At 73.8% G+C, this 24,493-nt stretch carries 17 protein-coding genes and 1 pseudogene; 8 read left to right on the plus strand and 10 right to left on the minus strand.

The window, feature by feature from the left end; translation table 11 throughout:
• Nucleotides 1–407: 407 nt before the first annotated feature.
• Nucleotides 408–1,241: a class II glutamine amidotransferase gene (locus AB0E83_RS08210; RefSeq protein WP_362107722.1), complete on the minus strand. Its 834-nt coding sequence runs from the start codon at nucleotides 1,239–1,241 to the stop codon at nucleotides 408–410.
• Between the two features lie 334 nt (nucleotides 1,242–1,575).
• The gene (locus tag AB0E83_RS08215; protein WP_362107725.1) at nucleotides 1,576–3,513 is read right to left on the minus strand and encodes an AfsR/SARP family transcriptional regulator; all 1,938 of its coding nucleotides are present in this window, start codon (nucleotides 3,511–3,513) and stop codon (nucleotides 1,576–1,578) included.
• Nucleotides 3,514–3,702: 189 nt separating this feature from the next.
• Here AB0E83_RS08215 and AB0E83_RS08220 point away from each other — a divergent pair, with 189 nt between their 5' ends.
• Nucleotides 3,703–4,581: an alpha/beta hydrolase gene (locus tag AB0E83_RS08220; protein WP_362107728.1), complete on the plus strand. Its 879-nt coding sequence runs from the start codon at nucleotides 3,703–3,705 to the stop codon at nucleotides 4,579–4,581.
• A 112-nt stretch (nucleotides 4,582–4,693) separates the two neighbouring features.
• Here AB0E83_RS08220 and AB0E83_RS08225 read toward each other — a convergent pair whose 3' ends face one another.
• Nucleotides 4,694–5,680, minus strand: a complete 987-nt coding sequence (locus tag AB0E83_RS08225; protein ID WP_362107729.1) for an alpha/beta hydrolase — start codon at nucleotides 5,678–5,680, stop codon at nucleotides 4,694–4,696.
• A 175-nt stretch (nucleotides 5,681–5,855) separates the two neighbouring features.
• On the opposite strand from AB0E83_RS08225, the gene AB0E83_RS08230 reads away from it, so the two are divergent.
• Nucleotides 5,856–6,425, plus strand: a complete 570-nt coding sequence (locus AB0E83_RS08230; protein ID WP_362107944.1) for a helix-turn-helix transcriptional regulator — start codon at nucleotides 5,856–5,858, stop codon at nucleotides 6,423–6,425.
• 368 nt (nucleotides 6,426–6,793) lie between these two features.
• Here AB0E83_RS08230 and AB0E83_RS08235 read toward each other — a convergent pair whose 3' ends face one another.
• Nucleotides 6,794–7,450: a TetR/AcrR family transcriptional regulator gene (locus AB0E83_RS08235; protein ID WP_362107731.1), complete on the minus strand. Its 657-nt coding sequence runs from the start codon at nucleotides 7,448–7,450 to the stop codon at nucleotides 6,794–6,796.
• Between the two features lie 181 nt (nucleotides 7,451–7,631).
• On the opposite strand from AB0E83_RS08235, the gene AB0E83_RS08240 reads away from it, so the two are divergent.
• Nucleotides 7,632–8,642, plus strand: a complete 1,011-nt coding sequence (locus tag AB0E83_RS08240; RefSeq protein ID WP_362107734.1) for a hypothetical protein — start codon at nucleotides 7,632–7,634, stop codon at nucleotides 8,640–8,642.
• 271 nt (nucleotides 8,643–8,913) lie between these two features.
• Here AB0E83_RS08240 and AB0E83_RS08245 read toward each other — a convergent pair whose 3' ends face one another.
• Both AB0E83_RS08245 and AB0E83_RS08250 read right to left on the minus strand, forming a co-directional pair.
• The gene (locus AB0E83_RS08245) at nucleotides 8,914–9,351 is read right to left on the minus strand and encodes a nitroreductase family deazaflavin-dependent oxidoreductase (RefSeq protein WP_362107737.1); all 438 of its coding nucleotides are present in this window, start codon (nucleotides 9,349–9,351) and stop codon (nucleotides 8,914–8,916) included.
• Nucleotides 9,352–9,596: 245 nt separating this feature from the next.
• Nucleotides 9,597–10,193: a TetR/AcrR family transcriptional regulator gene (locus AB0E83_RS08250; RefSeq protein ID WP_362107740.1), complete on the minus strand. Its 597-nt coding sequence runs from the start codon at nucleotides 10,191–10,193 to the stop codon at nucleotides 9,597–9,599.
• A gap of 167 nt (nucleotides 10,194–10,360) precedes the next feature.
• On the opposite strand from AB0E83_RS08250, the gene AB0E83_RS08255 reads away from it, so the two are divergent.
• A complete protein-coding gene (locus AB0E83_RS08255; protein ID WP_362107743.1) occupies nucleotides 10,361–11,326 on the plus strand; it encodes a chlorophyllase in 966 nt (321 codons plus the stop codon).
• A 199-nt stretch (nucleotides 11,327–11,525) separates the two neighbouring features.
• On the opposite strand, the gene AB0E83_RS08260 is transcribed toward AB0E83_RS08255, so the two are convergent.
• Complete coding sequence (locus AB0E83_RS08260; protein WP_362107746.1) at nucleotides 11,526–14,903, minus strand: S8 family serine peptidase; 3,378 nt, start codon at nucleotides 14,901–14,903, stop codon at nucleotides 11,526–11,528.
• Nucleotides 14,904–15,609: 706 nt separating this feature from the next.
• Here AB0E83_RS08260 and AB0E83_RS08265 point away from each other — a divergent pair.
• Nucleotides 15,610–16,536 (plus strand): NADP-dependent oxidoreductase, encoded by a 927-nt coding sequence (locus AB0E83_RS08265; RefSeq protein WP_362107749.1) that lies wholly within the window; start codon nucleotides 15,610–15,612, stop codon nucleotides 16,534–16,536.
• Nucleotides 16,537–16,591: 55 nt separating this feature from the next.
• A complete protein-coding gene (locus tag AB0E83_RS08270; protein WP_362107752.1) occupies nucleotides 16,592–17,527 on the plus strand; it encodes an AraC family transcriptional regulator in 936 nt (311 codons plus the stop codon).
• Between the two features lie 277 nt (nucleotides 17,528–17,804).
• Here AB0E83_RS08270 and AB0E83_RS08275 read toward each other — a convergent pair whose 3' ends face one another.
• Complete coding sequence (locus AB0E83_RS08275) at nucleotides 17,805–18,383, minus strand: hypothetical protein (protein ID WP_362107755.1); 579 nt, start codon at nucleotides 18,381–18,383, stop codon at nucleotides 17,805–17,807.
• Nucleotides 18,384–18,583: 200 nt separating this feature from the next.
• Here AB0E83_RS08275 and AB0E83_RS08280 point away from each other — a divergent pair.
• A pseudogene (locus tag AB0E83_RS08280) lies at nucleotides 18,584–18,835 on the plus strand (IS5/IS1182 family transposase); the annotation flags it as partial.
• Between the two features lie 553 nt (nucleotides 18,836–19,388).
• Here AB0E83_RS08280 and AB0E83_RS08285 read toward each other — a convergent pair.
• Complete coding sequence (locus AB0E83_RS08285; RefSeq protein WP_362107758.1) at nucleotides 19,389–19,970, minus strand: suppressor of fused domain protein; 582 nt, start codon at nucleotides 19,968–19,970, stop codon at nucleotides 19,389–19,391.
• A gap of 314 nt (nucleotides 19,971–20,284) precedes the next feature.
• Nucleotides 20,285–22,006 carry a PP2C family protein-serine/threonine phosphatase gene (locus AB0E83_RS08290; RefSeq protein ID WP_362107761.1) on the minus strand — a complete coding sequence of 574 codons (1,722 nt, stop codon included), beginning with the start codon at nucleotides 22,004–22,006 and terminating at the stop codon, nucleotides 20,285–20,287.
• A gap of 1,748 nt (nucleotides 22,007–23,754) precedes the next feature.
• On the opposite strand from AB0E83_RS08290, the gene AB0E83_RS08295 reads away from it, so the two are divergent.
• The gene (locus tag AB0E83_RS08295) at nucleotides 23,755–24,126 is read left to right on the plus strand and encodes a ClpX C4-type zinc finger protein (RefSeq protein WP_362107764.1); all 372 of its coding nucleotides are present in this window, start codon (nucleotides 23,755–23,757) and stop codon (nucleotides 24,124–24,126) included.
• The last annotated feature ends 367 nt before the right edge of the window (nucleotides 24,127–24,493 follow it).

Genomic DNA, 24,493 nt, shown 5'->3' on the forward strand with positions numbered 1-24,493 from the left:
GCGCGACTGCTTCGACCCAGCGGTCCGGCTCCCGCGGGTCGTCGGCCGGTGGAGCGTACGGACGCGCCCCCCGGCCGCCGTGCGGTGACGGCTGGCCGGGCGGCGCGCGCCGCCCGGCCCCTCAGGCGGCCGGGGCGAGCGAGGCCCCGGCCGCCTCGACCGCCTGACGGGCCTTCGCCCGGTGGCCGCCGAAGCGATCGGCCGGCGCGTCCGGCGCGAACCGGTTCGCGTTTGCCTCCCGTTCGATCCCCTCGCCGCCGCTGCCGGCCACGTCCAGGGCCGGGGCGACAAGGGCGAGCTGGAGGAAGTTCCGGTACGCGTCGAGCCGGCGAGCTCCGCGGCCGGGAGCCGGGGCGGCAGGGGCAGCGCCGTCGCTCCCAGACCGAGGGGTGCCGTGCGCGCGGCGGTCACACCGCCGCCGGGACGAAGGAGCGCAGTTCGTCGGTGCCGGGCCGGATGACCCCGTAGGCGCTCTCCGGCACTTCGTTCCACGCGCCCGGCAGATCGCCCAGGGGCTCGGACACGACGAGACGGGTCTCCTCGGAGATGTCCCGCAGGAACGTGACATCGGGATGCAGTCTGCGCAGAGTCTCCACCCGGCCGCTGTAGAACAGCGACCGGGAGGCGTGCCCGCTGGAGTAGCGGAAGACCCAGGTGCGTTCGCCGTCGGTGATGGCCAGCGTCATCTGGAGGGGGAGCGCCACGCCGTGTTCGTGACCGGCGCGTTCCACCACCCCCGCCATGCGGGCGACCGCGGCGGGCGGGTCCTGTTCCAGGCCGAAGGTGAGGCACAGCAGGAACATCACCTCGGAGTCCGTCGTCCCCTCGATGTCGGCGTACAGGCCGGGGTCCACGAGCATGGTGAGGTCGCGGCGCACGAGGTGGAAGTCGGCGATGGCTCCGTTGTGCATGAACATCCAGCGGCCGTGCCGGAAGGGGTGGCAGTTCGACTGCTGCACCGCGGTCCCGGTCGACGCCCGGATGTGGGCGAAGAACAGGTGGGAATCGACGTGGTCCGCCAGCTCCCGTAGGTTCCGGTTGCTCCAGGCCGGCCCGATCTCCCTGAAGAGGGCCGGGGACTCGCTGTTCCCCGTGTACCAGCCGACTCCGAAGCCGTCGCCGTTCGTGGTCTCCACCCCGAGTTTCGAGTGCAGGCTCTGGTCGATCAGGGAGTGGGCCGGTTTGTAGAGGATGGTGTCGAGCAGTACGGGAGTGCCCGAGTACGCGAGCCATCGGCACATAGGTCACCACCTGGGCCCCTGCCGTGTTGCGGGACGGGGAATCCGCCGAGCCCGGCGGACCCCGGCGCCTTTCCCGCGGGGCCGGGACGGCATCGACGGGCGGCGTCGGTCCTCCCATTCTCGGCCCCTTCGCCCGGTGGTGCCAGGCGTGCCTCCCCGGCGGACGGCGCCCAGGCGTCCGCCCTGGACGAGCGGATACGCCGGCCGTCGCCCGTCGCCCGTCGCCCGTCGCCCGTCGCCTGCCGTCCGTCGCCTGTCGCCTGGCGTCCGTCGCCCGTCGCCTGGCGTCCACGCCGCGAACGAGGGCGGCGCCGGCCCTACGGCGTGGCGCCGGTCATCTTCCGTCGGCGCAAGCCTCCGCCTCCGCCAGGTACCGCGCCACCGGCCCCAGAGTCAGCAGCCCGCTCGCCCCGCCCGCGTGTTCGGCGCGGGCGGGGCGCAGGGCCGTCGCCGCGCGGGCGGCGGCCGGACGCTCGCCGAGGCGGGCGGCGGCGTGGGCGGTCAGGCACCAGAGTGCCTCCTGCAGGTGATCGAGGGGCGGTGCGGGCGCCACGGCCAGGGCGGTACGGGCCTCCTCGTCCCGGCCGCGGGCGAGCAGCACCAACGGGTGCGTCCAGGGACGGTACGGGCCCCAGTCGAGGGCGGGATCGGTGGGCGCGGGACGGCCGTGCAGGAGACGCAGGCCCAGCAGGGCGAGGGCGAACAGGCCCCGGTGCAGTCCCGGCATGCCCGCTGTCTCGGCGAGGGCCTCTTCGGCGGCGCGGTACCGCGCCGCGGCCGCGGCGGCGGTCGGCCCGCCCGGTTCGGCGCTGCGGGCGGCCGTGACCCGGGCCCGGAACCAGCCGGTGAGCACGGGGACGAGCGACGCCTCGGTGCTGACGGCGAGCCGCTCGGCGGCCTCGGCGTGTGCGGTCGCGGCGTCGAGGTCACCGAGGGCGGAGGCGGACTGCAGGCGGACGAGCCGGCCGAGCACGGCGAAGCCCGGCAGCTCGTGCCGGGTGGCCAGGTCGAGGATCTCGGCGCCGATCACGTCCCGTGCCGCCGCGAGCCCGGGCCGGGTGAAGGACTGGAGGAACACGCCGTTGAGGGCGAACAGCAGCAGGGCGGGATCGCCCAGCTCCCGGGCCAGCGCCTCGGCCTCGCGCGCCGCCCGCCCGGCGCGCCCCCGCTCGGTCGCGGACAGATCGGCGCTGCGGCTCTCGACCGCGACGGTGGCCAGCAGGCGGGCGCGCAGCTCGGCGGGGCCGTCGGGGCCGAGCGCGGCGAGCGTACGCTCGGCCGCCGCGACGACGGCACGGGACTGGTCGGGGTCGTCGGCCCGGCTCCAGAGGGCGGGCACGTCGTAGGCGCCGATGACGCGGGCGGTCAGGGCGACGTCTCCGGTGCGCTCCGCCGCCCGGACGGCGGCGAGGCGGTCGCGCCGTGAGTGGACGAGGGCGTCCCCGCCCGCCAGGGCCAGGGTCCGCGCCAGTTCCACGGTGGTGCGCGGGCCCAGCCGTACGCCCGCGGTCCACACGGTGCGCGGGGGCTGGAGCGTCGTGGCTCCGCGGAGGATGTCCGTCTCCAGACGTCGGAGGCCGGCACCGGGGTCGAGCCCGAGCTGGTCCGCCAGCATCGTGCGGGCGCGGCGCAGGGTGGCCAGGGCGTCCGCCTGACGGCCCGCCCGGTGCAGCGCGCGGGCCAGCAGTTCCCAGGCCGGTTCGCGCCAGGGGTGCTCGGCGACGTGGGCGCCCAGTTCGGCGACCAGCTCGGCGCCCGAACCGGAGTCGAGGACGAGGCGGGCGCGCAGCTCCACCCCCTCCAGCCTCAGCTCCTCCAGCCGGGTCCGCTCGCGCTGGGCCCACGCGGAGCCGGTCACGTCGGCGTAGGCCGGACCGCGCCAGTCCGCGAGCGCCGCGTCGAGGCCGGCCAGCCCGTCGGGTGCGCGCCGGGCCCGGGCCAGGGCGCCCTCGAACCGGTGGACGTCCACGGCGTCGCGCGGCAGGCGCAGCGCGTAGCCGGGTCCTTCCGTGATGAGGACGCGCGACGGAGTGCGGGGCGGCCGGTCGGGTTCGAGGGCGCGGCGCAGCGCGGCGACGAACGTACGCAACGCACCCACGGCGCGCACCGGCGGCTCGGGCCACAGGTCGTCCACGAGGGTGTCGGTGGGGACCATGCGTCCCCCGGCGGCGACGAGCCGGGCGAGAACCTCGCGGTGGCGGGGCCCGCCCAGGTCGATCGCGGTGCCGTCGTCGCGGAGGGCCCGCACGGCACCGAGTACGTCGATTCGCATGTCCTCCATCCTCCGTGCCGCCGGCCCGCGACGTCGAAGCGTACTGATCGGCTGCTGATCGCCGTCGCCCACGCTGGTTCCGTCAGTCCCCGGGCCGAGGCTTTCGCCCTGGTTCCGTCCGTCCTCGGGCCGAGGCTTTCGCCGACCCCGACCCCCGACCCCGACCCCGACCCCCGAGAGGGCCTTCTCATGACCCCCACCCTTCCCGGCTTCGACCACGTCCGTCTGCCCGGCGCCGACGGAGTGGAGCTGGCCGCCGCCGTCGGCGGCAGCGGCAGCCCGGTCGTGCTGCTGCACGGCTTCCCCCAGACCCACCTGATGTGGCGGCACGTCGCCCGGCGGCTCGCCGGCGAGCACACGGTGATCTGTCCCGACCTGCGCGGTTACGGCGCCAGCGACAAGCCGACGGCCACCGGCCCCGAGGTGTACTCCAAGCGCACCATGGCCGCCGACGTCGTCGCCCTGGCGGCGGCGCTCGGCCACGAGCGCTTCGCCCTGGTCGGCCACGACAGGGGCGCCCTGGTCGCCTTCCGGGCGGGCCTGGACCATCCGGAGACCCTCACCCACCTGGGCATCCTCGATGTCGTGCCGACCCTGGACATGTGGAACGTCCTGCACGGCGTCCCGGCGGCGGTCGGCTACCACCTGTTCCTCATGGCGCAGCCGCCGGGGCTGCCGGAGACGATGATCGCCAACAGCGCCGACGCCTTCTTCGGCTCCTTCCTCGACGCCTGGGCCAGGGACCCGGCCGCGATGCCGGAACCGGTCCGGGCCGCGTACCTGCGGGCGAGCGCGGCGGCCGTGCCGTCGATCGTCGCGGACTACCGGGCCTCGGCGGGCATCGACACGACGCACGACCAGGCGGACCAGGACGCCGGCTCCCAGCTGGCCATGCCCGTGACGGTCGTGCAGCAGGACTGGGGCGCGCGACTGGGCTACGACGCCGCCGCGGTCTGGCGCGCGTGGGCGCCGGACCTGGACCACCGGCTGACCGGCGCGGGGCACTTCATGGCCGAGGAGGCGCCCGAGGAGATCACGGAGGCGATCCGCGACCTGCTGCTCCGCTGAGTCCTCCTTCCCCCCGAGGCCGCGGGAGGCTGTGCCCGAGGCCCGATTTCGGCGCCGCCGCCTCGGGCACCGTGTCGGCGCGCGGACCGGTGGTACGCCTGGCTTGCCCGGTTCAGACCTGGAGGGCGGCGAGCCAGTCGGTCAGCAGGCGGTTGACTTCGTCGGGGCGTTCCTGCTGGACCCAGTGGCCGCAGCCGTCCAGGAGGTGGGAGGCGGACAGGGCGGGGAGCGTGGTGGGGTAGGCGTCGATGGCGTCGGACATCCAGGTGGTGGAGGCGTCCAGGGCACCGCCGACGAACAGCGACGGCTGCGCGATCGGGGCTCCGCGGTGGCGGGCGAGGTCTTCCCAGTCGCGGTCCATGTTGCGGTACCGGTTGAGCGCGCCGGTCAGACCGGTGCGCTCGAACTCCCCGGCGTAGACGTCGAGGTCGTCCTCGCTCAACCAGGCCGGGAGCGGGCCGCCGGGGAAGCGGTCGCGCAGCCGGCCGCCGCGGGTGACGAAGTGCGGATCGGGCTCGTCCCCGGCCGGCATGGTGTCGGCGGACAGGGCGGCGTAGAAGCCGGCGAGCCAGCCCCGCACATCGGGCTCGATCTCGGCTTCGGCGCGGCCGGGCTCCTGGAAGTAGGAGACGTAGAACTCCTGCTCCTGGCCGCCGATCCGGTCGAAGACGTCGGTGGGACGGGGGCCGCCGGGCGGCGCGTACGGCACGCTCAGCAAGCCGACCGCGTGGAAGACCTCGGGGTGCAACAGGGCGGAGGCGGCGGCGATGTTGGAGCCCCAGTCGTGGCCGACGACCACCGCCCTCTCCTCGCCGAGGGCGCGCACGACGGCGACGTTGTCCTCCACCAGGTCGAGCATCCGGTAGGCGTCGACCGCCTCAGGCCTGGAGGAGCGGCCGTAACCGCGCACGTCGATCGCCACCGCCCGGTAGCCGGCCGCGGCGAGGGCCGGGAGCTGCCGGCGCCAGGAGTACCAGGTCTCGGGGAAGCCGTGCACGAGCAGGACCAGCGGACCGGCGCCCTGCTCGACCAGGTGCAGACGTCCGGCCGGGGCCGCGACGGTGCGATGGTGGGGTTCGGTGGTCGGATCGGGCTGCATGGGCTTCTCCTCGGTTCGCGGCGACGCGGCTACGCATCGATCATGCGGCGCGCCGCCCGCCCGACGCGATCACCCTTGCCGTTCTGGCAAGCTCGCAGGTCAGCCAGGTGAAGCGGCACGACGGGAAGGAGCGGGGACGGTGCCAGGGAACGGAGCGGCCCAGGCACTGGCGTCGATGGGGGCCCGACTGCGGGCCGTGCGCGAGCGCCGTGGCCTCACGCTCGCCGGCGTCGGCGACGCCACCGGCATATCGTCCAGCACGCTGTCGCGGATCGAGACCGGGCGGCGCAAGCCCACCCTGGAGGTGGTGCTGCGGCTGGCGGAGGAGTACGGAGTCTCCCTGGACGAACTGGCCGCTCCCGCTCCCGCTCCTGCGACCGAGCGCCGTAGCCCGGCGCCTCGCACCGCCCGCGCCGACAAGACGGTGCTGCCGCTGACCCGCTACGTCGGCGGCCTGCACGCCCACAAGCACGTCCTGCCCGCCGTGGGGGAGCCGCCCGGACGGCCCCGACAGGTGTCCCACGAGGGTTACGAGTGGCTGTGCGTCCTGTACGGGCGGCTGTGGCTGGCCCTCGGCGACCAGGACCTCGTCCTGACCGCCGGGGAGGTCGCCGAGTTCGACACCCGCACCCCCCACGGAGTCGCGAACGCCGGCTCCTCCGGACCGGTCGAGTATCTGATCATGTTCGGGCCGCAAGGAGAACGCCTACGACCGCGCACCCCTCCAGTAGGTAAGCAGCGTTGACGGAAAGTTCGCTGAACGCGCTGAACGCGCTGAACGCGCCGGACGGTGTGTCCGGTGGCGTCGCCGTGCCGGATCGCGGCGGTCGGTGCGAGGCCGCGTTGCACGGCGCGGGCCGTGACACCTCCGGGCACGCGCCCTCGGCGCCGTTCGAGGGCAAGTCGTCCCAGGTAGTCCCGTGCTCCGGGCCGAGCCCTCGCCCCTTCGGCAAGTCGGCGAGGGTGCCGCGGCGCAGGGTGTGGACGCGGAGCCTTCCGCCGGAGGGCCGGGCCCTGCTCGTCGCGGCCTGCTGACGCACGGACCTGACCGCATGTCGGCTCGTCCCGCCGCTTGGGACCTCGAAGTCGGCGGTGGACCGGATCACCGCCGATTCACGAGGGAACACGCCGCTCGGCGGCGTCGAACGCGGCCGCGAGCGGGGACAGCGCCGCGCGGAGCTGGTCGGGCAGCGGGCCGGAGGGCACGACCAGTTCTCCGGCGCCGGAACTCCCGGCGGCCCCTGTGTTCCCGGCCGGTCGGAGCCAGCCTTCCAACGCGATGCGAACCGCCGCGGCCACGCTCGCCGCGAGGACGCGGGCCGTGTGCGGTCCGGCGTCACCCAGGCGCTCGGCGATCACCGCCGTGAGAGGGGGCTCGATGCCGGCGGTGGCGTCGAGGAACGCGTCGCGCAGCGCGGTCCGGGTGGTGATCAGCAGCAGCGCCTCGTGCGCGCGCTCACCGGTGTCCGTGTACTGCTCGACCACCGCTTCGGTGACGGCGTCAGCCAGGCGCACTCCCGCGGGCCGGGCCGCGACCGCTGCCGCGATGCGCGCCTCCCGGTCCGCGGTGACGGCGGAGACGATCGCCTGCTCGCGGCTGGCGAAGTAGTTGTTGTAGGTGCGCGGCGAGACCCCCGCCGCCTCGGCGATGTCCTCGACCCGTACCTGGTCGGGGCCGCGCTCCACGGCCAGGCGCAGGGCCGCTTCGCGTAGCGCCTCGCGCGTGGCCCGCTTCTTCCGCTCCCGCAGCCCCGGTGGTGGTGTCGTCACGGTGCCAGCGTTCCACACGGGGCTGCGTGCGCGCAAAGTTGCGCACACGCGAAGTTGCGCGCACGCGAAGTTGCGCGCACGCGAAGTTGCGGGTACGAAAAGTTGCGTGCACGCAGTTTTTCTGTCAGTCTCGGCCGACCGAGACCGGCAGAGAGAGGACGTCACCGTGCGAGCAAGAGGAATGACCTACGACACCGGGTTCGTCCTGCACGGCCGGACATCGCGCGAGCACTTCAGCCCCGCGGTGGTCCGGCGCGAACTCGCCGTCATCCGCGACGACCTGCACTGCAACGCGGTCCAGATCATCGGCGGTGACCCGGACCGACTGGAGCTGGCCGCCGGCGCCGCCGCCGAACTCGGCCTGGAGGTCTGGTTCTCGCCCTATCCGCTGGAGCTGGACCCGGAGCAGATCCTCACGCTCTTCCGCGACTGCGCCGAGCGAGCCGAACGGCTCCGGCGGCAGGGGGCCGCCGTCGTCTTCGTCGCAGGCGTCGAGCTGAGCGTGATGAACCGCGGCTTCCTGCCCGGGGAGAGCCCCGAGGAACGGGTCGAGCAGCTGATGGGCCGACCCGAGCGACGGGCCGAGGCGATGCGCGAGCTCGGCGTGCGCGTCAACGCGTTCCTCCGTGACGCCGTGGCCACGGTCCGCGAGTGCTTCCAGGGCAAGCTCACCTACGCGTCCATTCAGTTCGAACAGGTCGACTGGACTCCCTTCGACATCGTGACGTTCGAGCTGATCCGCTCCGCCGAGGTCGCCGACCGGTTCCGGGACGCGGTGCGCGCCCTGGCCCGAGGCCCGAAGCCGCTCGCCGTCACCGGGTTCGGCACCGCGGCCTACCGCGACGCGGGAGACCGCGGCGGGCGGGTGCTGGACGTGGTCGAGCACGACCCGGAGACCAGGGCCCCTGTACGGCTGAACGGCGTGTACGAGCGTGACGAGGCGGGCCAGGCCGCGTATCTGGGCGAACTGCTGGAGATCTTCGAGACCGAGGGCGTCGACAGCGCGTTCGTGTTCCTGTTCGCCTTGTCCGGCTATCCGCACCGTCCGGACGGAGACCCCAGGGACGACCTGGATCGCGCCGGCCTGGGCATCGTCAAACTCCTCGAAGGGCGCCGGGGGCAGACCTACCCCGACATGGAATGGGAACCCAAGGCCGCCTTCGCGGCCGTGGCGCAGCGGTACCGGAGGTGACAGGTCCCGCACACGACGGCCACGGCTCGGGATCCGAACCGCCCCGCCACGCGGATCCCGAGCCGAGGGAAGCGGCACTCGCCGTACTCGCCGTACTCGCCGCAGAGTTCGCGCCGGTCCGCCGCCGCGGCCTGCGGGCCGACGGCGTGCCGTACCTGCGCGGCTTACCGACGCCGTACCTGCGCGGCTTGCTCACGCCGGGCCTTTCGGGCCGGGCGTCCGCCTGCCCCGTCCGCGTTCCACGGGGTCCGCGGGCGGTACGCGGGCGGGTTCAGGCCGTGCGCTCGGCGACGAAGACGGGGATCTCCCGGTCGGTGTGGCGCTGGTAGTCGGCGTAGTCCGCGAAAGCCTCGACCGCGCGCTCCCACCAGATCCGGCGTTCCTCGCCCGTGACGAGACGGACCTTCATGTCCCACTGCCGGGTCCCGTCCCGCAGTTCGACGAGAGGGGAGGCGACGAGGTTGTGGTACCAGACGGGGTGGGTGACCGAGCCGCCGTTGGAGGCGACGAGGGCGTAGGCCCCCTCGTGCTCCACGCGCATGAGGGGGGTCTTGCGGAGCCTGCCGCTCTTCGCGCCGACGCTCGTGACCAGGACGACCGGCAGGCCGCGCATCGTGGTTCCCTCGGTGCCGCCGGACGATTCGTACAGTGCGACCTGTTCACGGACCCGTTCGTTCGTGCTGGGCTCATAGGTGCCGGTGAGGGGCATCGGGTGTTCACCTTTCCGAGAGGGACGGGGTGCGACCGGGGGCGGCGCACCGGGGTTCTGCCGACGCTATCGGACGGTCCCGCGCCCGCCCACCGGACACGGGACCCGGGCGATGCGGAAGGGCCCGGACTTCCCCGGCTGCGCCTTCGGCCCGGACCGCCCCGCCGCCGGACCGCCCGGAGCAGCTCTGTGGGCGGGTCCGGCGGACGAGGACGAGGTGCCGGGCGAGTCCGAGCTCGCCGGCCTCAGGACGCATGAGGTCGCTGGAGTCCCTGAAGGAGGAGGGCGATCAGGCGTCGGGGGTCGTAGCGGGGGTCGTCGTCGCGGCCGATGCAGAGGTTGCCGATGCCGCGCATCAGCTCGTACGGCTGTGTGCCGGGCCTGATGTCGCCGGCCTCGACCGTGGCGTCGAGCAGTTGGGCGCAGACGGGCAGCAGGCGGTCGAGGAAGTGGGCGTGCAGCGCGGCGAAGCGGTCGTCGTCGGACTGGAGGGCGTCGGCGAGTCCGTGCTTGGTGACCAGGAAGTCGACGAAGAGGTCGATCCACTGGCGCAGTGCTTCGAAGGGGGAGTCGGTGCGGGCCAGCAGGTTCGGGCCCGCTTCGGCGCACGCCTCGATCTGGTGGTGGTAGACGGCCGTGACGAGATCCGCCCGGGTCGGGAAGTGGCGGTAGATCGTGGCCATCCCGACGCCCGCCCGTGCCGCGATCCGGCGGATCGGTGCGTCGACGCCGGAGGTGACGAACACCTCGGCGGCGGCGGTGAGCACCGTCTGCCGGTTGCGCTGGGCGTCGGCCCGCTTGCCTCGGGACGGCGCGTCCCCTGCGGGGCTCTCGGTGGCCATCGCGTCTTCCTCCCACACCGATTGACAAAACGGAGCAGCGCTCCGGATAGTAAATGGAGCAGCGCTCCGTTTCAGGTTAGCCGAAACGGAACGCCCCTGACCGCCATGCCGCCCGCCGGACGCAGGAGACCGCCGGGCGACGTGCGCCACCGAAAGGGAACCCCACCGTGAGCACACCCACCGCCACCGCCATCGACGCCTTGGGCTCGCCCGTCCCGGTCCTGTCCTTCAGCCCCGTGGTCCTCTCCGTGCCCGGACGTCCCGTGGACCTCCAGGTGCGCGTCTCCGCACCCGCGACCGGAACCGGCCTCCCCGTCATCCTCCTCTCCCACGGCCACGGCCCCTCGTACCACCTCTCCTCGCTCAACGGCTACGCGCCGCTCGCCGACTTCTGGGCCGCGCACGGATTCGTCGTCGTCCAGCCCACCCACCTCACCTCCCGGACGCTGAGCCACCTGGTCGCCGACGCACCCGGCGCGCCCGACTTCTGGCGCTCCCGCGCCGAGGACATGATCCACATCCTCGACCGGCTCGACCTGCTGGAACGCACCGTGCCGCAGCTCGCGGGGCGGATCGACCCCGCCAAGGTCGCCGTCGCCGGGCACTCGCTCGGCGGCTTCACCGCCGCCCTCCTGCTCGGCGCCGGCCTCGCCGACCCCGACACCGGCAGCGTGGTGCACCTCGTCGAGCCCCGGATCAAGGCGGGCGTACTGCTCGCCGCGCCCGGCAGGGGCGGCGACGTCCTCAACGGGCCCATGGCCGAGCAGTGGCCGATCATCGGGGCCGTCGACTTCTCCACCATGACCGCACCCGCACTGGTCGTCGCCGGCGACAAGGACGACTCCCGGCACTTCACGGACATGGGCCCGGCCTGGCACGCCGACCCCTACACCCTCGCCCCCGGCCCCAAGACCCTGCTCACCCTGTTCGGCGCGGAGCACGGTCTCGGCGGGATCGCCGGATACGACGCCGCCGAGACCACGGACGAGAACCCCGGGCGAGTCGCCGCCCTCGCCCGACTCGCCGCGGCCTACCTCGACACCCAGCTCCACCCCGGCGCCCCCACGTGGCCGCACGCGTGCGAGGCCCTGGCGACCGACCCCGACCCGGTGGGACGGGTCGAGTCCAAGTAAGCCCCCATAGCCGGTCGGCCAGCCGGGCGGACGGGCATGCGAGGCGGAAGGCACATCGGGCCGTCCACCGCCCCGAGCCCCACCGCAACCCCCACCGCACCCCGGCCGACGCCCCCGACCGCCCCACGCGCCGAACCGGCGCCACCACCCGGGGGCAGTGACGCCGGCTCGACGGGGGCCGGCCCTCAACGGGCCGTCGTCACCTGCCGATCCACGCGTTGCTGATCGACAGCGTGGAGGTGTTGCCCTGCCGGTCCGTGACCTCGGCGGCGAGCGCGATCCCCGCGCCCTTCGCCGGGTTCCTCACGAGGATCCGGCCGCCGAGGACGGGCACGGCCTGCCACGTCTTCCCGTCGTCGTAACTGACCTTCACGGTCAGCGACTTGAGGTTCTTCCCGGCCGCCGAGCCCTGCACGGTCACCGGGACCGAGGCCCACGTCCGCTCCGGCGCCCGCGTCTCCAGGTCCACCGGCGCCGCGAAACGGACCGTAGACACCGGGAGGGCGGTGGTCTCCGCGACCTGTTCCGACCGGAACGCGAACGAGGTCTCGACCCGGGTGGACGCCCCGGCGACCTCCGCCGGCCGCTCCGCCGAGGTGACGAGGCGGTACGCGGCGTCGGCGCCGTCGACGACGAAGGGCTCCGAGCCGCTCAGCGGGTCCTCGTTCGACGCGACCTTCTCGCCGTCGCGGTACAGCGTCGTCGTGGCCGAGGAGTACAGGGTGGAGCCCGCGTGGCCCCGGCCGTCGGCCAGCAGGGGCACCGCGCCGACGAGCCGCTGCTCGCCCGTCGCCGGATCGGGCGCCGTGCGGAAGACCCCCGTGCCCTCGCCCAGGAGCGGGCCGAAGACGCCGGAGTTGAACCGCTCGCCGTACGTCCGGCCCGCCTCGTACCGCTTCGGCGCGGCCATCTCGTAGCTGCCCTCGAAGGCCGGGTAGCCCCACTCGTCGGGTGCGCCCAGCTGGTTGAACCGGGTCAGCCAGCGGACGCCGTCCGCCGTGGAGACGTGGAAGGTGCGCGTGCCGGGCGCCGGCTGCGGGGCGGAGAAGGCGTTGCCCTCGGGCGCCCCCGGCAGGTGGGCGTACGGGGAGGCGAGCGCGGACTTGCCGGGCGCGGAGGCGCCGAGCTCCACCTTCAGGGTGGCGAACTCCTCCGCCTTCACGTGCCGGGCGTAACCGGTCGCGACCGTCTCCGCCTTCCCGCCGAAGGCCACCGCGTACTGGCTGGTGGCGTCCTTCAGGAAGTGCGCGTCCCAGGTCTGGAGCAGCGAGCCGTCGGTGACGGCCGGACCCTGGTGGGCGGTCCGGAAGCCGGCGAAACCGCGCAGCACCCAGCCGTTGCCGACCCGCCCGATCTCGGTGTTCCGCTCGTAGTAGGTGCCCGCGTAGTCCGCCCGGTCGATCCCCGGCACGGTCAGGTCCACGGGCTTCGTCGTGCGCGCGTCGACCGTGACCGTGGTGTCACCGGAGACGTCGAGCCTCGGCTGCGCGATCCAGTCGGTTCCCTTGGCGTAGTCCGAAGGGTCCTCGTAGACGGCGGTGTTGAGGGTGTACGACCCCTTGGGCACGCGGATCGTGTGGCTGCCCGGCTCGTTGTCGATCCGGGTCTGGAAGCCGGCCGCCGGACCGGCGACGCCGGTCAGGGTGTTGGCGAAGTCCTGGGCGTCGGCGCCGTCGCGGCCGAGCGTGCGGACGGTGAGGTCGTACGACTCCGCCTCCCGCACGGCCACCGCGGCCGTGCGCACCGACTGCCCCGCACCCGTGGCGGTGACGTACCCGGTGAAGGTGCCGTCGGTCCCGCCCACGCGGGTGTCGGCGGTGAGCTCGACCTCCGCCGACCCGCCGGCCGGCACGGTGAGCCGGGTGGCGCCGAGCGTGAAGAAGCCCTCCGGGGCGGGCCTGCCCGCCGGGTCCAGGCCGGAGACCGACAGGTCGAGGGTGACGTCGGTCGTCCCGAGGTTGCGGTAGCCGACCTTCCGGGTGACCGGCTCGTCGTCGGCGTGCGGCCACCGGGCCGTGCCGAAGTTCAGCGACACCGGCCCGGGGACCACGGTCCCGGCCAGCGCCCGGTCGACCCGGACGCGGCCGGTGCCCTGCTGGAAGGCGGTGAGGCCGGCGCCGCCCTCGGCGGACCCGGTCAGCGCGCCCTTGAGTTCGGCGGCCGTCCAGTCGGGGTGCCGCTGCTTCAGGAGCGCGGCCGCGCCCGCCACGTGCGGGGTCGCCATCGAGGTCCCGTCGATCTGGAGGTAGCCCGGCGCCGGGTGCGGGGTGCCGGGGCGGGTGTCGATCGCGCTGCCGGGCGCGGCGGCGGCCGTGATGGCGACACCGGGCGCGGTCACGTCGGGCTTGACGGCGCCGTCGCCGAGGCGCGGGCCGGTCCCGGAGAAGGGGGCGAGCCGGTCGTCGTGGTCGACGGCGCCGACGGTCAGCGCGGCGTCCGCGCTGCCGGGCGAGCCGATCGTCGAGGCGCCGGCCTCGCCGTCGTTGCCGGCGGCGACGGCGAAGAGGATCCCCTTCTCGGCGGAGATCCGGTCGATCGCCGCCTCCAGCGGGTCGACACCGGGGCTGTCCGGGCTGCCGAGGCTGAGGTTGACCACGTCGGCGCCCTCGGCGGCGGCCCACTCCATGCCCGCGAGGACGGCGGAGTCGTCGCCGTACCCGTCGTCGTCGAGGACCTTCCCGCTGATCACCTCGGCGCCCGGCGCCACGCCCTTGAACCGGCCGCCCGACCGCGCGCCGGTGCCGGCGGCGATGGAGGCGACGTGGGTGCCGTGGCCGACGCGGTCCGCCGCGTCGGGGGAGGCGGAGAAGTTCTTCTCGCCGACGACCCGGGTCCGCAGGTCCTCGTGGGTCTTGTCGACACCGGTGTCGAGGACCGCGATCCGCACGCCGGTGCCGTCGAAGCCGGCCTCCCAGGCCCGGTCGGCGCCGATCCGGCGGACGCTGCGGTCGAGGCTCGCGCCCCGCACCCCGTCCAGCCAGACCGTGCCGATGCCGGCGGCCGCGGCCCGGGCGCCGCTCGCCCGACGGTCGGTCAGCGCCTCCCAGACCCGGGCCAGGTCGTCCTGGGAGGCGAGCAGGGCGTCGGCGCCGAGCGTCGGGAAGGTGCGGCGCACCTCGGTGTCCCCGGCCGCGCGGAGCGACGCCCGCGCGGAGGCGGCGCTCCCGTCGTACCGGACGATCAGCTTCAGCCCGGAGCGGTGGCTCGCCCGCAACCGGGGGTCGGTGAGCACGGAGAGGTCGAAGAGCCGCTGGTCGAGCCGGCCGTCCGCGATCAGGGGCCGCGCGTCGGCGGGCACCACGAGGGTGCGGTCGCCGGTGCGCCGCACCTCGACGGGTATGCGCTCGCGGCCGGGAGCGGCTTCGAACCGCACCATCCGGCCCTCGGCGTCCACCACCACCCGGTCGCCGGTGACGAGCGGGATCCGCTGGTCACCGCCGATCCGGGCCGGGTGCGGAGCCGAGGCGTCCGAGGTGCGCGGGGTGGTCGGGACGTTCGCGGTGGCCGGGCCGGTCATGCCCGCCACGAGGGCCACCGAGGTGGCCGCCGCGATCGTGAGGGCGCGTGCTTTCTGCACGGGTGCGCGCAAGTCTCCCCCAGGAGCTTGGGATGAGGTCGAGTGGTCGAATCCGGCCAGCGGCGCGAACGGCGCCCGCGGTCGGTCAGCGCAGTATCCGAGGTCACCGGGATGGTGATCAACGGCGGTGGGGGAGTGGGGCCTTGGAGCGCATGGTTTCCGGCCATGCCGGAGGGCGTGAGTTCGATGGGGTGACGACGGGTGTGTGACGAGCGTGTGACACCCGTGCGATGCCTGCGCGACAGCGGCGCCGGACGAAGCGCCGACACCCCAGGTGCGGAGGGGTTTTCCGGGCGCGCCGCCGCCCCGGCCGGAGCGCCCCTCTCCGATTGGCCGTATCCGGGCCGCAGACCCCGAAGTGCCCCAGGACGTCGCCGCCCGACTGCGCTCGCGCCTGATGGCCGCACGACGTGCCGTGGCCGCGACCAGGCGCGCCCAGGACGCCCGGGCCGAACGCGCTGCCCGGACCCGGGCGCACGCCGCGAAAGTCGTCACGGGACGGCGCCCGGGCGCGGACGGGCCGCTTCGGTCGCCGGCCCGTCCGTGGCGCTCAGCCCCTCCGCCGGGCCGCCTCCCCCCGGCACCGTAGACGCTCGGACATCTTTCTGCGACGGGAAGATATTCAGCGGCTCCTTCGATCTTCCTAATGTGGAGGCACACGAGGGGCGGTCGCCCCCAAGACCACCACCACAACAGGGAGTTCACCATGCGCGCTGTCATCCAGAAGTCCTTCGGCGGCCCCGAAGTCCTCGAACTCGCCGAGAGGGACAAGCCCGCCCCGCTCGGCGGCGAGGTCCTGGTCCGCGTTCACGCGAGCGGTGTCAACCCGGTCGACGTGGCCGTGCGTTCCGGCGCCTACCCGCTCCTGGGCGAGCCCCCGTTCGGTGTCGGCTGGGACATATCCGGCGTCGTCGAGGAAGCCGGACCCGGTGCCCGCTTCAAGCCCGGGGACGAGGTCTTCGGCATGCCGTTCTTTCCGCGCGCCGCCACCGGCTACGCCGACTACGTGGCGGTGCCCTCGCGCCAGGTGGCCCGCAAGCCCGCGACGCTCGACCACGTGCGGGCCGCCTCCGTGCCGCTCGCCGCCCTCACCGCCTGGCAGGGCCTGGTCGACGCGGCCCGAGTCGCCGAAGGGCAGCGGGTGTTGATCCACCGGGCGGCCGGTGGCGTCGGCCACTTCGCGGTGCAGATCGCCAAGGCGCGCGGCGCCCACGTCACGGCCCTGACGAGCGCCGCCAACCACGATTTCGTACGCGAACTCGGGGCGGACGAGATCATCGACCACCGCACCACCGACTACACCGAAGCGGCCGAGGAGATCGACGTCGTCTTCGACTCCAGCTCCGAGGGCGAGCGCGCGCTGAGCGTCCTGAAGCCCGGCGGCACCCTGGTCAGCATCATGGAGCACTGGAACACCGAGCTCGCCGCCTGCGTCGAGAGCGAAGGCCGCCGCTTCGCCGGGGTCTCGGTCGAACCGGACTACGCCTCCCTGGAGGCGATCGCGGCCCTGATCGACGCCGGCCGCATCCGCCCGCACGTCTCCGTGTCGCTCCCGCTCGAACAGGCGGCGAAGGCCCATGAGCTGGTCGGTTCCGGCCGCACCCGCGGCAAGGTCGTCCTGACCGTGGCCTGAGCGGGGCGGGTTAGAGTGCGGAAGAAGACCGGAGTCCCACGGAGAGGGGCGGGAGTTGGACATCCTCACCGAGGTGCTGGCCTCGATGCGCACCGGCCGACCGGTCTCCGTCCGCACCACCGGACGCGTGCCCTTCGGACTGAGGCTGCCCCCCGTGGCCGGCGCGGGATTCCACGTGGTGCTGTCGGGTACGTGCTGGCTCGTCCCGCTGGAAGACACGGCCCCCCAGCCGCCCCTCCCGCTCGGCCCGGGCGACGTGGTCTTCCTGCGGGACGGGTGCGGTCACATCCTGGCCGACCACCCCGACACCCCCGCCGAGGTCGAGCGGGCCTCCCAGTTCAGCCCGGGCTCACCGCTCGGCACGGTCACCGTCGGCGGCGAGGGCGCCCCCACCAACCTGCTGTGCGGCAACTACCACCTCGACCAGGCCCGCCCCCACCCCCTCGTACGGCAGCTGCCCGAGATCATCCATCTGCCCGCGCACCCCCTCCGGCACCCCGAACTGGCTTCGGCCGTACAGCTGTTGCGCACGGAACTGGAGCAGCCGCGGCCGGGCTCCGCCGGCATCGTGCCCGCGCTGATCGACTCGCTGCTCCTGTACATCCTGCGCGCCTGGCTGGAGGAACGTCCGGCCGCGCAGGCCAAGGGCTGGGCCGCCGCGCTCGCCGACACGGCGGTCGCGCCGGCCCTGGCGGCGATCCACGAGAAGCCGGCCTTCCGGTGGACCGTGGAGTCGCTGGCCACCCGCGCGGGTCTGTCCCGCGCGGCCTTCGCCCGCCGCTTCAACGACCTCGTCGGGGAGCCGCCCATGGCGTACCTGACCCGCTGGCGCATGACGACCGCCGCGCGACTCCTCCGGGAGTCCGAGGCCCCGCTGTCCACGGTCGCCGCGCGCACCGGCTACGGCTCCGAGTACGCCTTCGCCAAGGCTTTCAAGCGCGAGTACGGCCAGGCCCCGGGCGGCTACCGGCGCGAGGCCCGCGCGGCCTGACCGGGAACCCCACCGCAGCGGAGCTTCCGTGGAAGGCGCCACCCTTCGAGGGAGGCCGTGTCCCGCTCGCCGAGGCGGCGGATCTCGGCGTGGGTGGTGCGGTGGCGGCGCTGCCACCGCTTGAGGCGCCGGCCCCGAAACGGAGCGGTAGGCGATCGCGCTCCCGATACCGAACCGGGCGTGGGTCTCACCGCACCACAACCGCACCGGATCACGCGGAGAGCGGGGGAAACCATGGTGAGACGGTGGCTGACCCGGAGAAAGGGACCGCGGTGATCTACAGCTGAACGGCGGGATCGATCGCGCTCACCACGTGACCACCTGTGGTCCCGCCCGTGCATTCCCAGACCGCGGTCTCCTGGAAGTAACCCACATGCAGACCACGGCCGTGCTCGCCGCAGACGGGCCAGGTCACGCGATGGTGGCTCATGACGAATTCCTGCACTCCTTCCGCCACGGCACCCAGAACCTCTGCCGAATCGGGTGTGGAGACCTCCGCCGACTTGATGTGGACCACGCCGACCGGTCCCAGGTCCGGGTCGCGGACGTAGTCGATGAAGCAGAAGTCGTCGCCGGTGGCCGCTTTCCCGGTGTCCTGCTCCGCCGACTCGGTGACCGTCTCGAAGGACCGTCTCGCCATGGAGAAGGTTCGCGCGGTCCAGGATTCACAGAACTCCGACTCCGGGATTTCTCCACGCTCGCCGTACAGCTCGGCCATCCACGTCAGCACCTCCTCGGGGAGTCGCTCCCCGTGCCGCCAGACCGCTCGCAGCATCCGGTCCTGCCAGTCCGAGAAATCCGACATCATCGTTGCCTCCTCATGGCAATGAAAGCCGGGGGAGAAGCGGCTGCCCACTTCTCCCCCAGCGGTGATCAACCCGAAGGATCTCAGGTGAGGAGACCGTTGACGTCCAGCGTCGGGTTCCTGACGCAGATGTTCATGACGGTGAGCTTCTTCGACCTGTGGCGTGGATCGGGTAGTCGGCGTGACAGACGAGTGAAGCCCCCGGGAGACAGGTTCACGGCCGAGAGCACCCGCGTCGCCAGAGGCTCGACGTGCTTGTCCACCCGTCCGGACCGGACCTGTCCAGCGCGTATCTCCATTTCCTCACCGCCCGCGTCCGCGAACGCCGCCGTGCGATCGGCAGCCGGTGGTGCCGGTCGAGCGCCGGCCGACAGGCCCTGCCCGCCCTCGCTCGCCGGGGCAACGGACATCCCTACGCCCAGCTCGTGGCCGGGTTCGGCATCGGTGCAACCACGGCCCACCGGTCCATCACCGAAGCCGTCGATCTCCTGACCGCCCTGGCCCACCCAGCGGGACAGCTCATCTCTCGCCGTTTCGATGCCGAGATCCGTGACGGACAGTACCCCTGCCGGGCCTGGCCAGACGCATCGCCTCGGCGATCGCCGTGGACAGGTGCTCGCTGTGCCCGCCGCCGTAACCCCAACCGGCCACTCCTCCTGCGCGCAGGAGGCGATCATCGAAAGGACCACGGCCGGAATCGACGGAGAAACGGAGCCGGGCGTGTGCGCGGTTGACGGCTGCCTGTCGGGTGGCGTGGGGTCGTCCCGGGCGGCGTTCGAACGGCACCCGGGACGTTCCGCCGGTTCCTGCACAGGCATTGTTCGACGAACGCGGGGATCTGCGGCCTTTCACGGGCCGTGACGATGCGATGGGTGCGGGCGGTGGTGATGCAGCCGTGCGGCCGGGCGATGCCGGCGCGTACTGGATCAGCCCGCCGGCGGACCCGGTGACGGCCTGGATGTCCACTCCGTGCCGTCGGGCCTTGCCCGGCGCAGGGCCTGTGTCAGGGGCGGTGCCCTCGCGTGGCCCGGCCGCCTGCGCGGCCACGCCCGAGGTTCAGGCGACGGACGGACGCCTTGGATCGGTCGGGACGATCGCGTGCTCGTCGAAGAGCTGTTCAAGGGCTTCGTGGCCGTGCTCTCGGCGGTATGCCATCTCGGCTGCGGTGACCGGCAGGGCCCAGAGGATGCGGGCATGGCCGTCCGGCAGCGGGCAGTGCTCCAGGCCGGGACCATGGAGGTAGGGGAGGCTGATCAGCAGGTGGTCGCAGGGGGATCCGGGCAGCCACGGCTCTCCGATGGGCAGGCTGTGCTCGACATCGAGGTGGTGATCGGCGTGGTAGCAGGCGATCATGGCCAGGAGATCGTTGAAGCGTTCGTCGCGGACGGGAGCGGTGAGGACGAATTCGAGGCCGTGACCGTCCGTCTCGACCGCGGACCAGCAGCCGGCGGTGATGTAGGCCCAGCTGTCGGCGCGCGGTCCTGGGCTGACGGTGAGGATTCGGAGGCCGGGCACCGTTTCCCTTCGTCCAGGCCCCAGGTCGTAGTCGCCGACCGTAACCAGGTGGCCGGTGAAGAAGTCGCGGACATGGGCCTCGATGCCTGCTGTCGCCCGCTGGCTGCGCTCGTTCTCGAACATGATGGAGAGGGTTTCACGGCCGGCCCACTCCGGGGCGTACCCCGTGGGGCGGAAGGCCACCGGTGACGCGCCGCCCCTTCCCGGCCTGGACCGGCGATTGGGGCGGCTCGACGTCGGTGTCGCGCGGCGCGCCCGGCCCGGGTCCGAGATCGGGGTGCTCTCCTGCCCGCCGCGGCGGTCGGTGGAGGACCGCGCCACGCTGCTGGCCACCGTACGTGCCTGGCTCGAAGCCCACGGAGCGGTGGCGGAGGCGGGCCGTCGCCTCTTCTGCGGGAAAGCCCGGACCGACCGGCCCGGATGCCCGTTCCACGAGGTCACGAGCCGGTGCGGCGCAGGGCGAGAAGCGTGGCGTCGTCGAAGCGGTGGGGTCCGTCGAGGTGGGCCATGAGAGTGTCGGCGTACGCCTGGAGGCTCGCGTGGTCACGTACGGCGGGGTGGTCGCGGGACACTTCCTCGGCGGCCTCCAGGAGGCGGGCGGTGTCCTCGTCGGGGTCGCTGTCCCGGCGTTCGATCAGCCCGTCGGAGTACAGCAGCACGATGTCGCCCTCGACCAGCGTCGTCTCGGCCGCCGCATAGGGCAGGCCGGGGAGGACCCCGAGGGTGAGGCCGGGCCCGCCGGGTGGGGCGGGGAGGAGGGTGGCGCGGCCGTCGCGGAGGAGGACCGGGAGGGGGTGGCCGGCACACGTCCAGCGGAGCAGGGACCGTTCGGGGTGGTAACGGGCGATGACGGCGGTGGCGGTGGATTCGGTGCCGTCGTCGCAGGCCACGTCGTTGAGCCAGTGGGTGAGCTGCTCGACCGGGGTGTCGGTGAAGGCGAGCCCGGCCAGGGCGTAGCGGAGTTTGGCCATGAGGGTGACGGCGTCGAGGCCGTGGCCGCGGGCGTCACCGAGGGCGAGGAGGAGCCGGCCGCTGGGGATCTGGCGGGCCTTGTACCAGTCGCCGCCGACGCCGGAGGCGTTGGAGTCGGGCCGGTAGACGGCGGCCGTGTCGATGCCGTACGAGGCGAGTCCGTCCGCGGGGCGGGGCAGGACCGCTTCGCGGAGGGCGTCGGCGATCTCGCCGAGGGCTTCGGCCCGGGCGCGCTGCCGCCGCGCTTCGGCGTCGGCGGCCTCGGCGTAGGCACGGCGGCGGGTGGCGTCGGTGATGTCGATGAGGACGGCGCGGACGGCCCAGACCGGTCCGCCACGGTGGCGGACCGGTTCGGCGACGACCCGGATGACACGCTCGTGGCTGCCGCGCAGACGCAGGGCGCACTCGGAGCGGTGCTTGCGCAGGAGGACGTCGTAGAGGAGGCGGTAGAGCTCCGGGAGGCTGTCGGGGGTGGCCAGGTCGGCCAGGCCGAGGAAGTCGCCGGGCACGGGGCCGTCGGGGGCGAGGCCGAGGACGTCGCCGAAGCCGAGGGAGGGGGCGACGGTGCCGTCGGCGAGGTTCCACTCGGCCCAGCAGGCGCGGACGAGTCTCTGCGCGGCGGCGGCCATCCGGACGCGGTGGCCGCGTTCCCAGGTGACGAGGAGGCGGTTGCCGCAGGGGGCGACGACGACGTCGTCGCTGAGGAGCGCCGGGGGCCCGTCGGGCCGGGGGACGAACCACTCCACGCTCTCCGGGCCCTGGGGCACGCGCTCGTGGTGGGCGTCGGCGAGCATGCGGGGGAGACCGGTGCCCTCCAGGACGGGGAAGCGGTCGAAGAGGCGGACCGGCCCGGACCAGGGGGGCACCGACGCGGTGGGGATGTGGGCGCGGGAGTAGTCGACGGCGCGGGCGTTCTGGGTGAGGTAGAGGAAATCGGTGATCCGGCCGCTGTCGCCGACGACGGGAGCGACCAGGATCGCCGCCGTCGGCAGGGCGTCGAGGACGTCCTGGACGGCGGCGGGCACGGGTTCGGGCGGCTCGAGTACCGGGACGGAAGGGGCGTGCGACCGTGGCCGGCGGGTGCGCGCGTAGGCGGTGATCCGGTCTCGCTGGGCGGCGAGGAGGGTGTGCAGGGCCTGGCGGTTCAGTGTCGGGCGGAGTTCCTGTCCGGTGGGCGGATGCTTCATGGGCAGGACCTTTCCGGGCGGGTGCGGGTGTGGGGCCGGGTTCGGCGGGGTGCGGGCCCTGCGCTTGCTGACGTCTCTCGGGGTCGGTTCGGGAACGGGCGGGCAGCGGGCAAGGATCGGACGGTGGCGGGCAGCGGCGGACGGGGGCGCGCAGGGAGCGGACGGAGGGGTGGACAGGGCGGGTCCTCATCCTGGGGAGAGGCCCGCACCACCCTGCAATGCCCACCATATGTCTGGATTATCAAGCAATGTCGGAGGGCGCGACCGCCGCGGCATCGCTCCCGGCCGCCCACCCCGCCCCGTGCCGCCCCGTGCCGCTCGCTGGAGCCCGCCGGAGCCCGCGCGCTCCCCGGGGGCCCCTCTCTCCTTCGTCACGCGATCGCGATGATGGCGGGCAAGGCGGACGAGGATCAGGGCTCGGGCCGTGAGGGTCGCCAGGGGTGGACGTGGCCGCGCTTTCCGGCGCATGAGCGGAACGCCACGACTGCCGGCTCTCTCCTGGCGGCGGGTGTGGAGGTGGACGCGCCCGACGGGCAGGGCGATGCGCCTTCGTGCCAGGCGGTGTCCACCTACCGGGGCGATGGCGCGGTGCTTGCCCTGGGGGATCTTCTTGTCGTGGGTCTGGCCGTCACCACTCCGGACTCCGGCGGGAGCGGACGGTGGCACGGCGGGCACGTACCGAGCCCGGAGAAGCCGCCGCTCAGGCCCGTGATCTATCGCGCCGATGACCGCTGTGCCGGGTGCTCCCCATGGCCGGACACCGAATGGGTCGTCCAGGGCGAAGGCGACCGGCTCGCCGGCCGGGCCGCGTCCTGGGAGGGGGGGACCGGCCGGCGGCGCCGAGCCACGGCACATCCGCGACGCCCGTCGCCCCACCCCGCGCCGCTTCCTCGCCTCAAGACCTCAAGACCTCAAGACCTCAAGGCGGAGATGGTGGTCTCGATCGGCGGGTCCGAGACCACCACCGGTGCTGTGCCCGCCGGTTACTCCGAGGTGGGCTCGCCGCGAAGCGCCTGGCTGACACGGGCCGGGCTCAGACGGACCGCGCGGGCGATCGTCCCCTTGTCGACGCCACGCTCGTGCGCGGCGCGCATGGCGGCGTTCCGGCGGGCGACGAGGGCCCGACGGCGGTCACGGGAAGCGACGGTGTGCTGGAGAAGGCGTGCCCAGTGCAAGAGCACGCGGCCGGTCCACAGAGTGAGGGGTCGGGGTTCGGGTGCGGTCGGGTAGGCCAACAGGTCCCCCTTCGTCAGACGCGGGTGTCGCTCCCGAAGGTGACGGCCCGCGAGGTTCGGCCACAAGCGGGCAAATCCAGCCGTCGTGACGGGTGGGGCAGGTGGGAGCACCCGTCGCGGGGCCGAGGGGGGGGGGGCAGGCGCAGCCGGCCGCGCTGTTGTCGGCCGTCCACACCACCCCGGACGAGCGGCGGAGGACACGCGTACTCGGCCGATTCCGACCGCTCCGGGGGTGGGGATCCCGCCCGTCGGGTCCGAGGCGTCTCACCGGAGGGCCGGGTGAAGGTCCGACGGAACTCGTCGATCGGCTCGGGCGGCGGTGGCGGAGCGGCGGCGATCCCGGCCTCGATGCGCGCTACGACAGCGAGCCGAAGTTCCTCCTCGTCATCTTCGAGCGGACCCGCTGTCATCGGTGATGCCGGCATTCACCGGTCTGCCGCGCCGGAGGGTTGTCAGGGTTTCCCTGACGGCCTAGCGTGTCAGGGAAACCCTGACACGATCGGAGAGTCGGCCATGGCGGCGATCACCGAGCCCACCGGCCCCACGCACTGCTCCTTCTGCGGGAAACCCGTCACCGAGGTCGGCGAGCTGATCGCGGGCCCGGGCGTCCACATCTGCGACCGGTGTGTGGCCCTGGCGGAGCGGATCGTCACCGAGACGCTCGGGGAGCCCGACGCGGAGCGCGCGCAGATCTGGGCGGCCATGACGGACGAGGACCTCCTGGACCGTCTGCCGCACGTCGCCCGGCACATCGAGCGGGCCGAGGCCGACCTGCGGTTGTGGGTGCGGGAACTCCGGCGGCGGGGCGTGACCTGGAGCCGGATCGGCGAGACGCTCGGCATCACCCGCCAGTCGGCGTGGGAGCGGTTCTCCGGCGAGGAGTGACGAGAAAGACCCCGGTCCGCGCCTGCGGCCGGCCGGCGGGCCGGGTCCAGCCGGGGAAGGCCCAGCCGGTCCTGCCGCTCCCGTTCCCGTTCCCGCTGCCGCTGCCGCTGCCACTGCCGCCGGCCTGCGGTGCGGGCCGGCGCCCCCCGTCCCGCCCCGCACGGACGCGGACGCCGGAGGAGCCGCCGACCGGGGTGCGGGTGGGCGGCGTCCTCGATGCCTACAGGGTGATCGTTCTCCTGCGGGAGTCCGGGTGGAGCCGCCTGGACCGTGAGAGCGCGACGGCGCCCGTGGCGTGCGGTGAGATCGACGTCCGCGCGCAGCTTCGCCCAGCCGGCCCCGGGTGTTCGGCGGGCACCGCGTCGAC

Source organism: Streptomyces sp. NPDC035033, assembly GCF_040636735.1.
Taxonomy (GTDB): Bacteria; Actinomycetota; Actinomycetes; order Streptomycetales; family Streptomycetaceae; genus Streptomyces.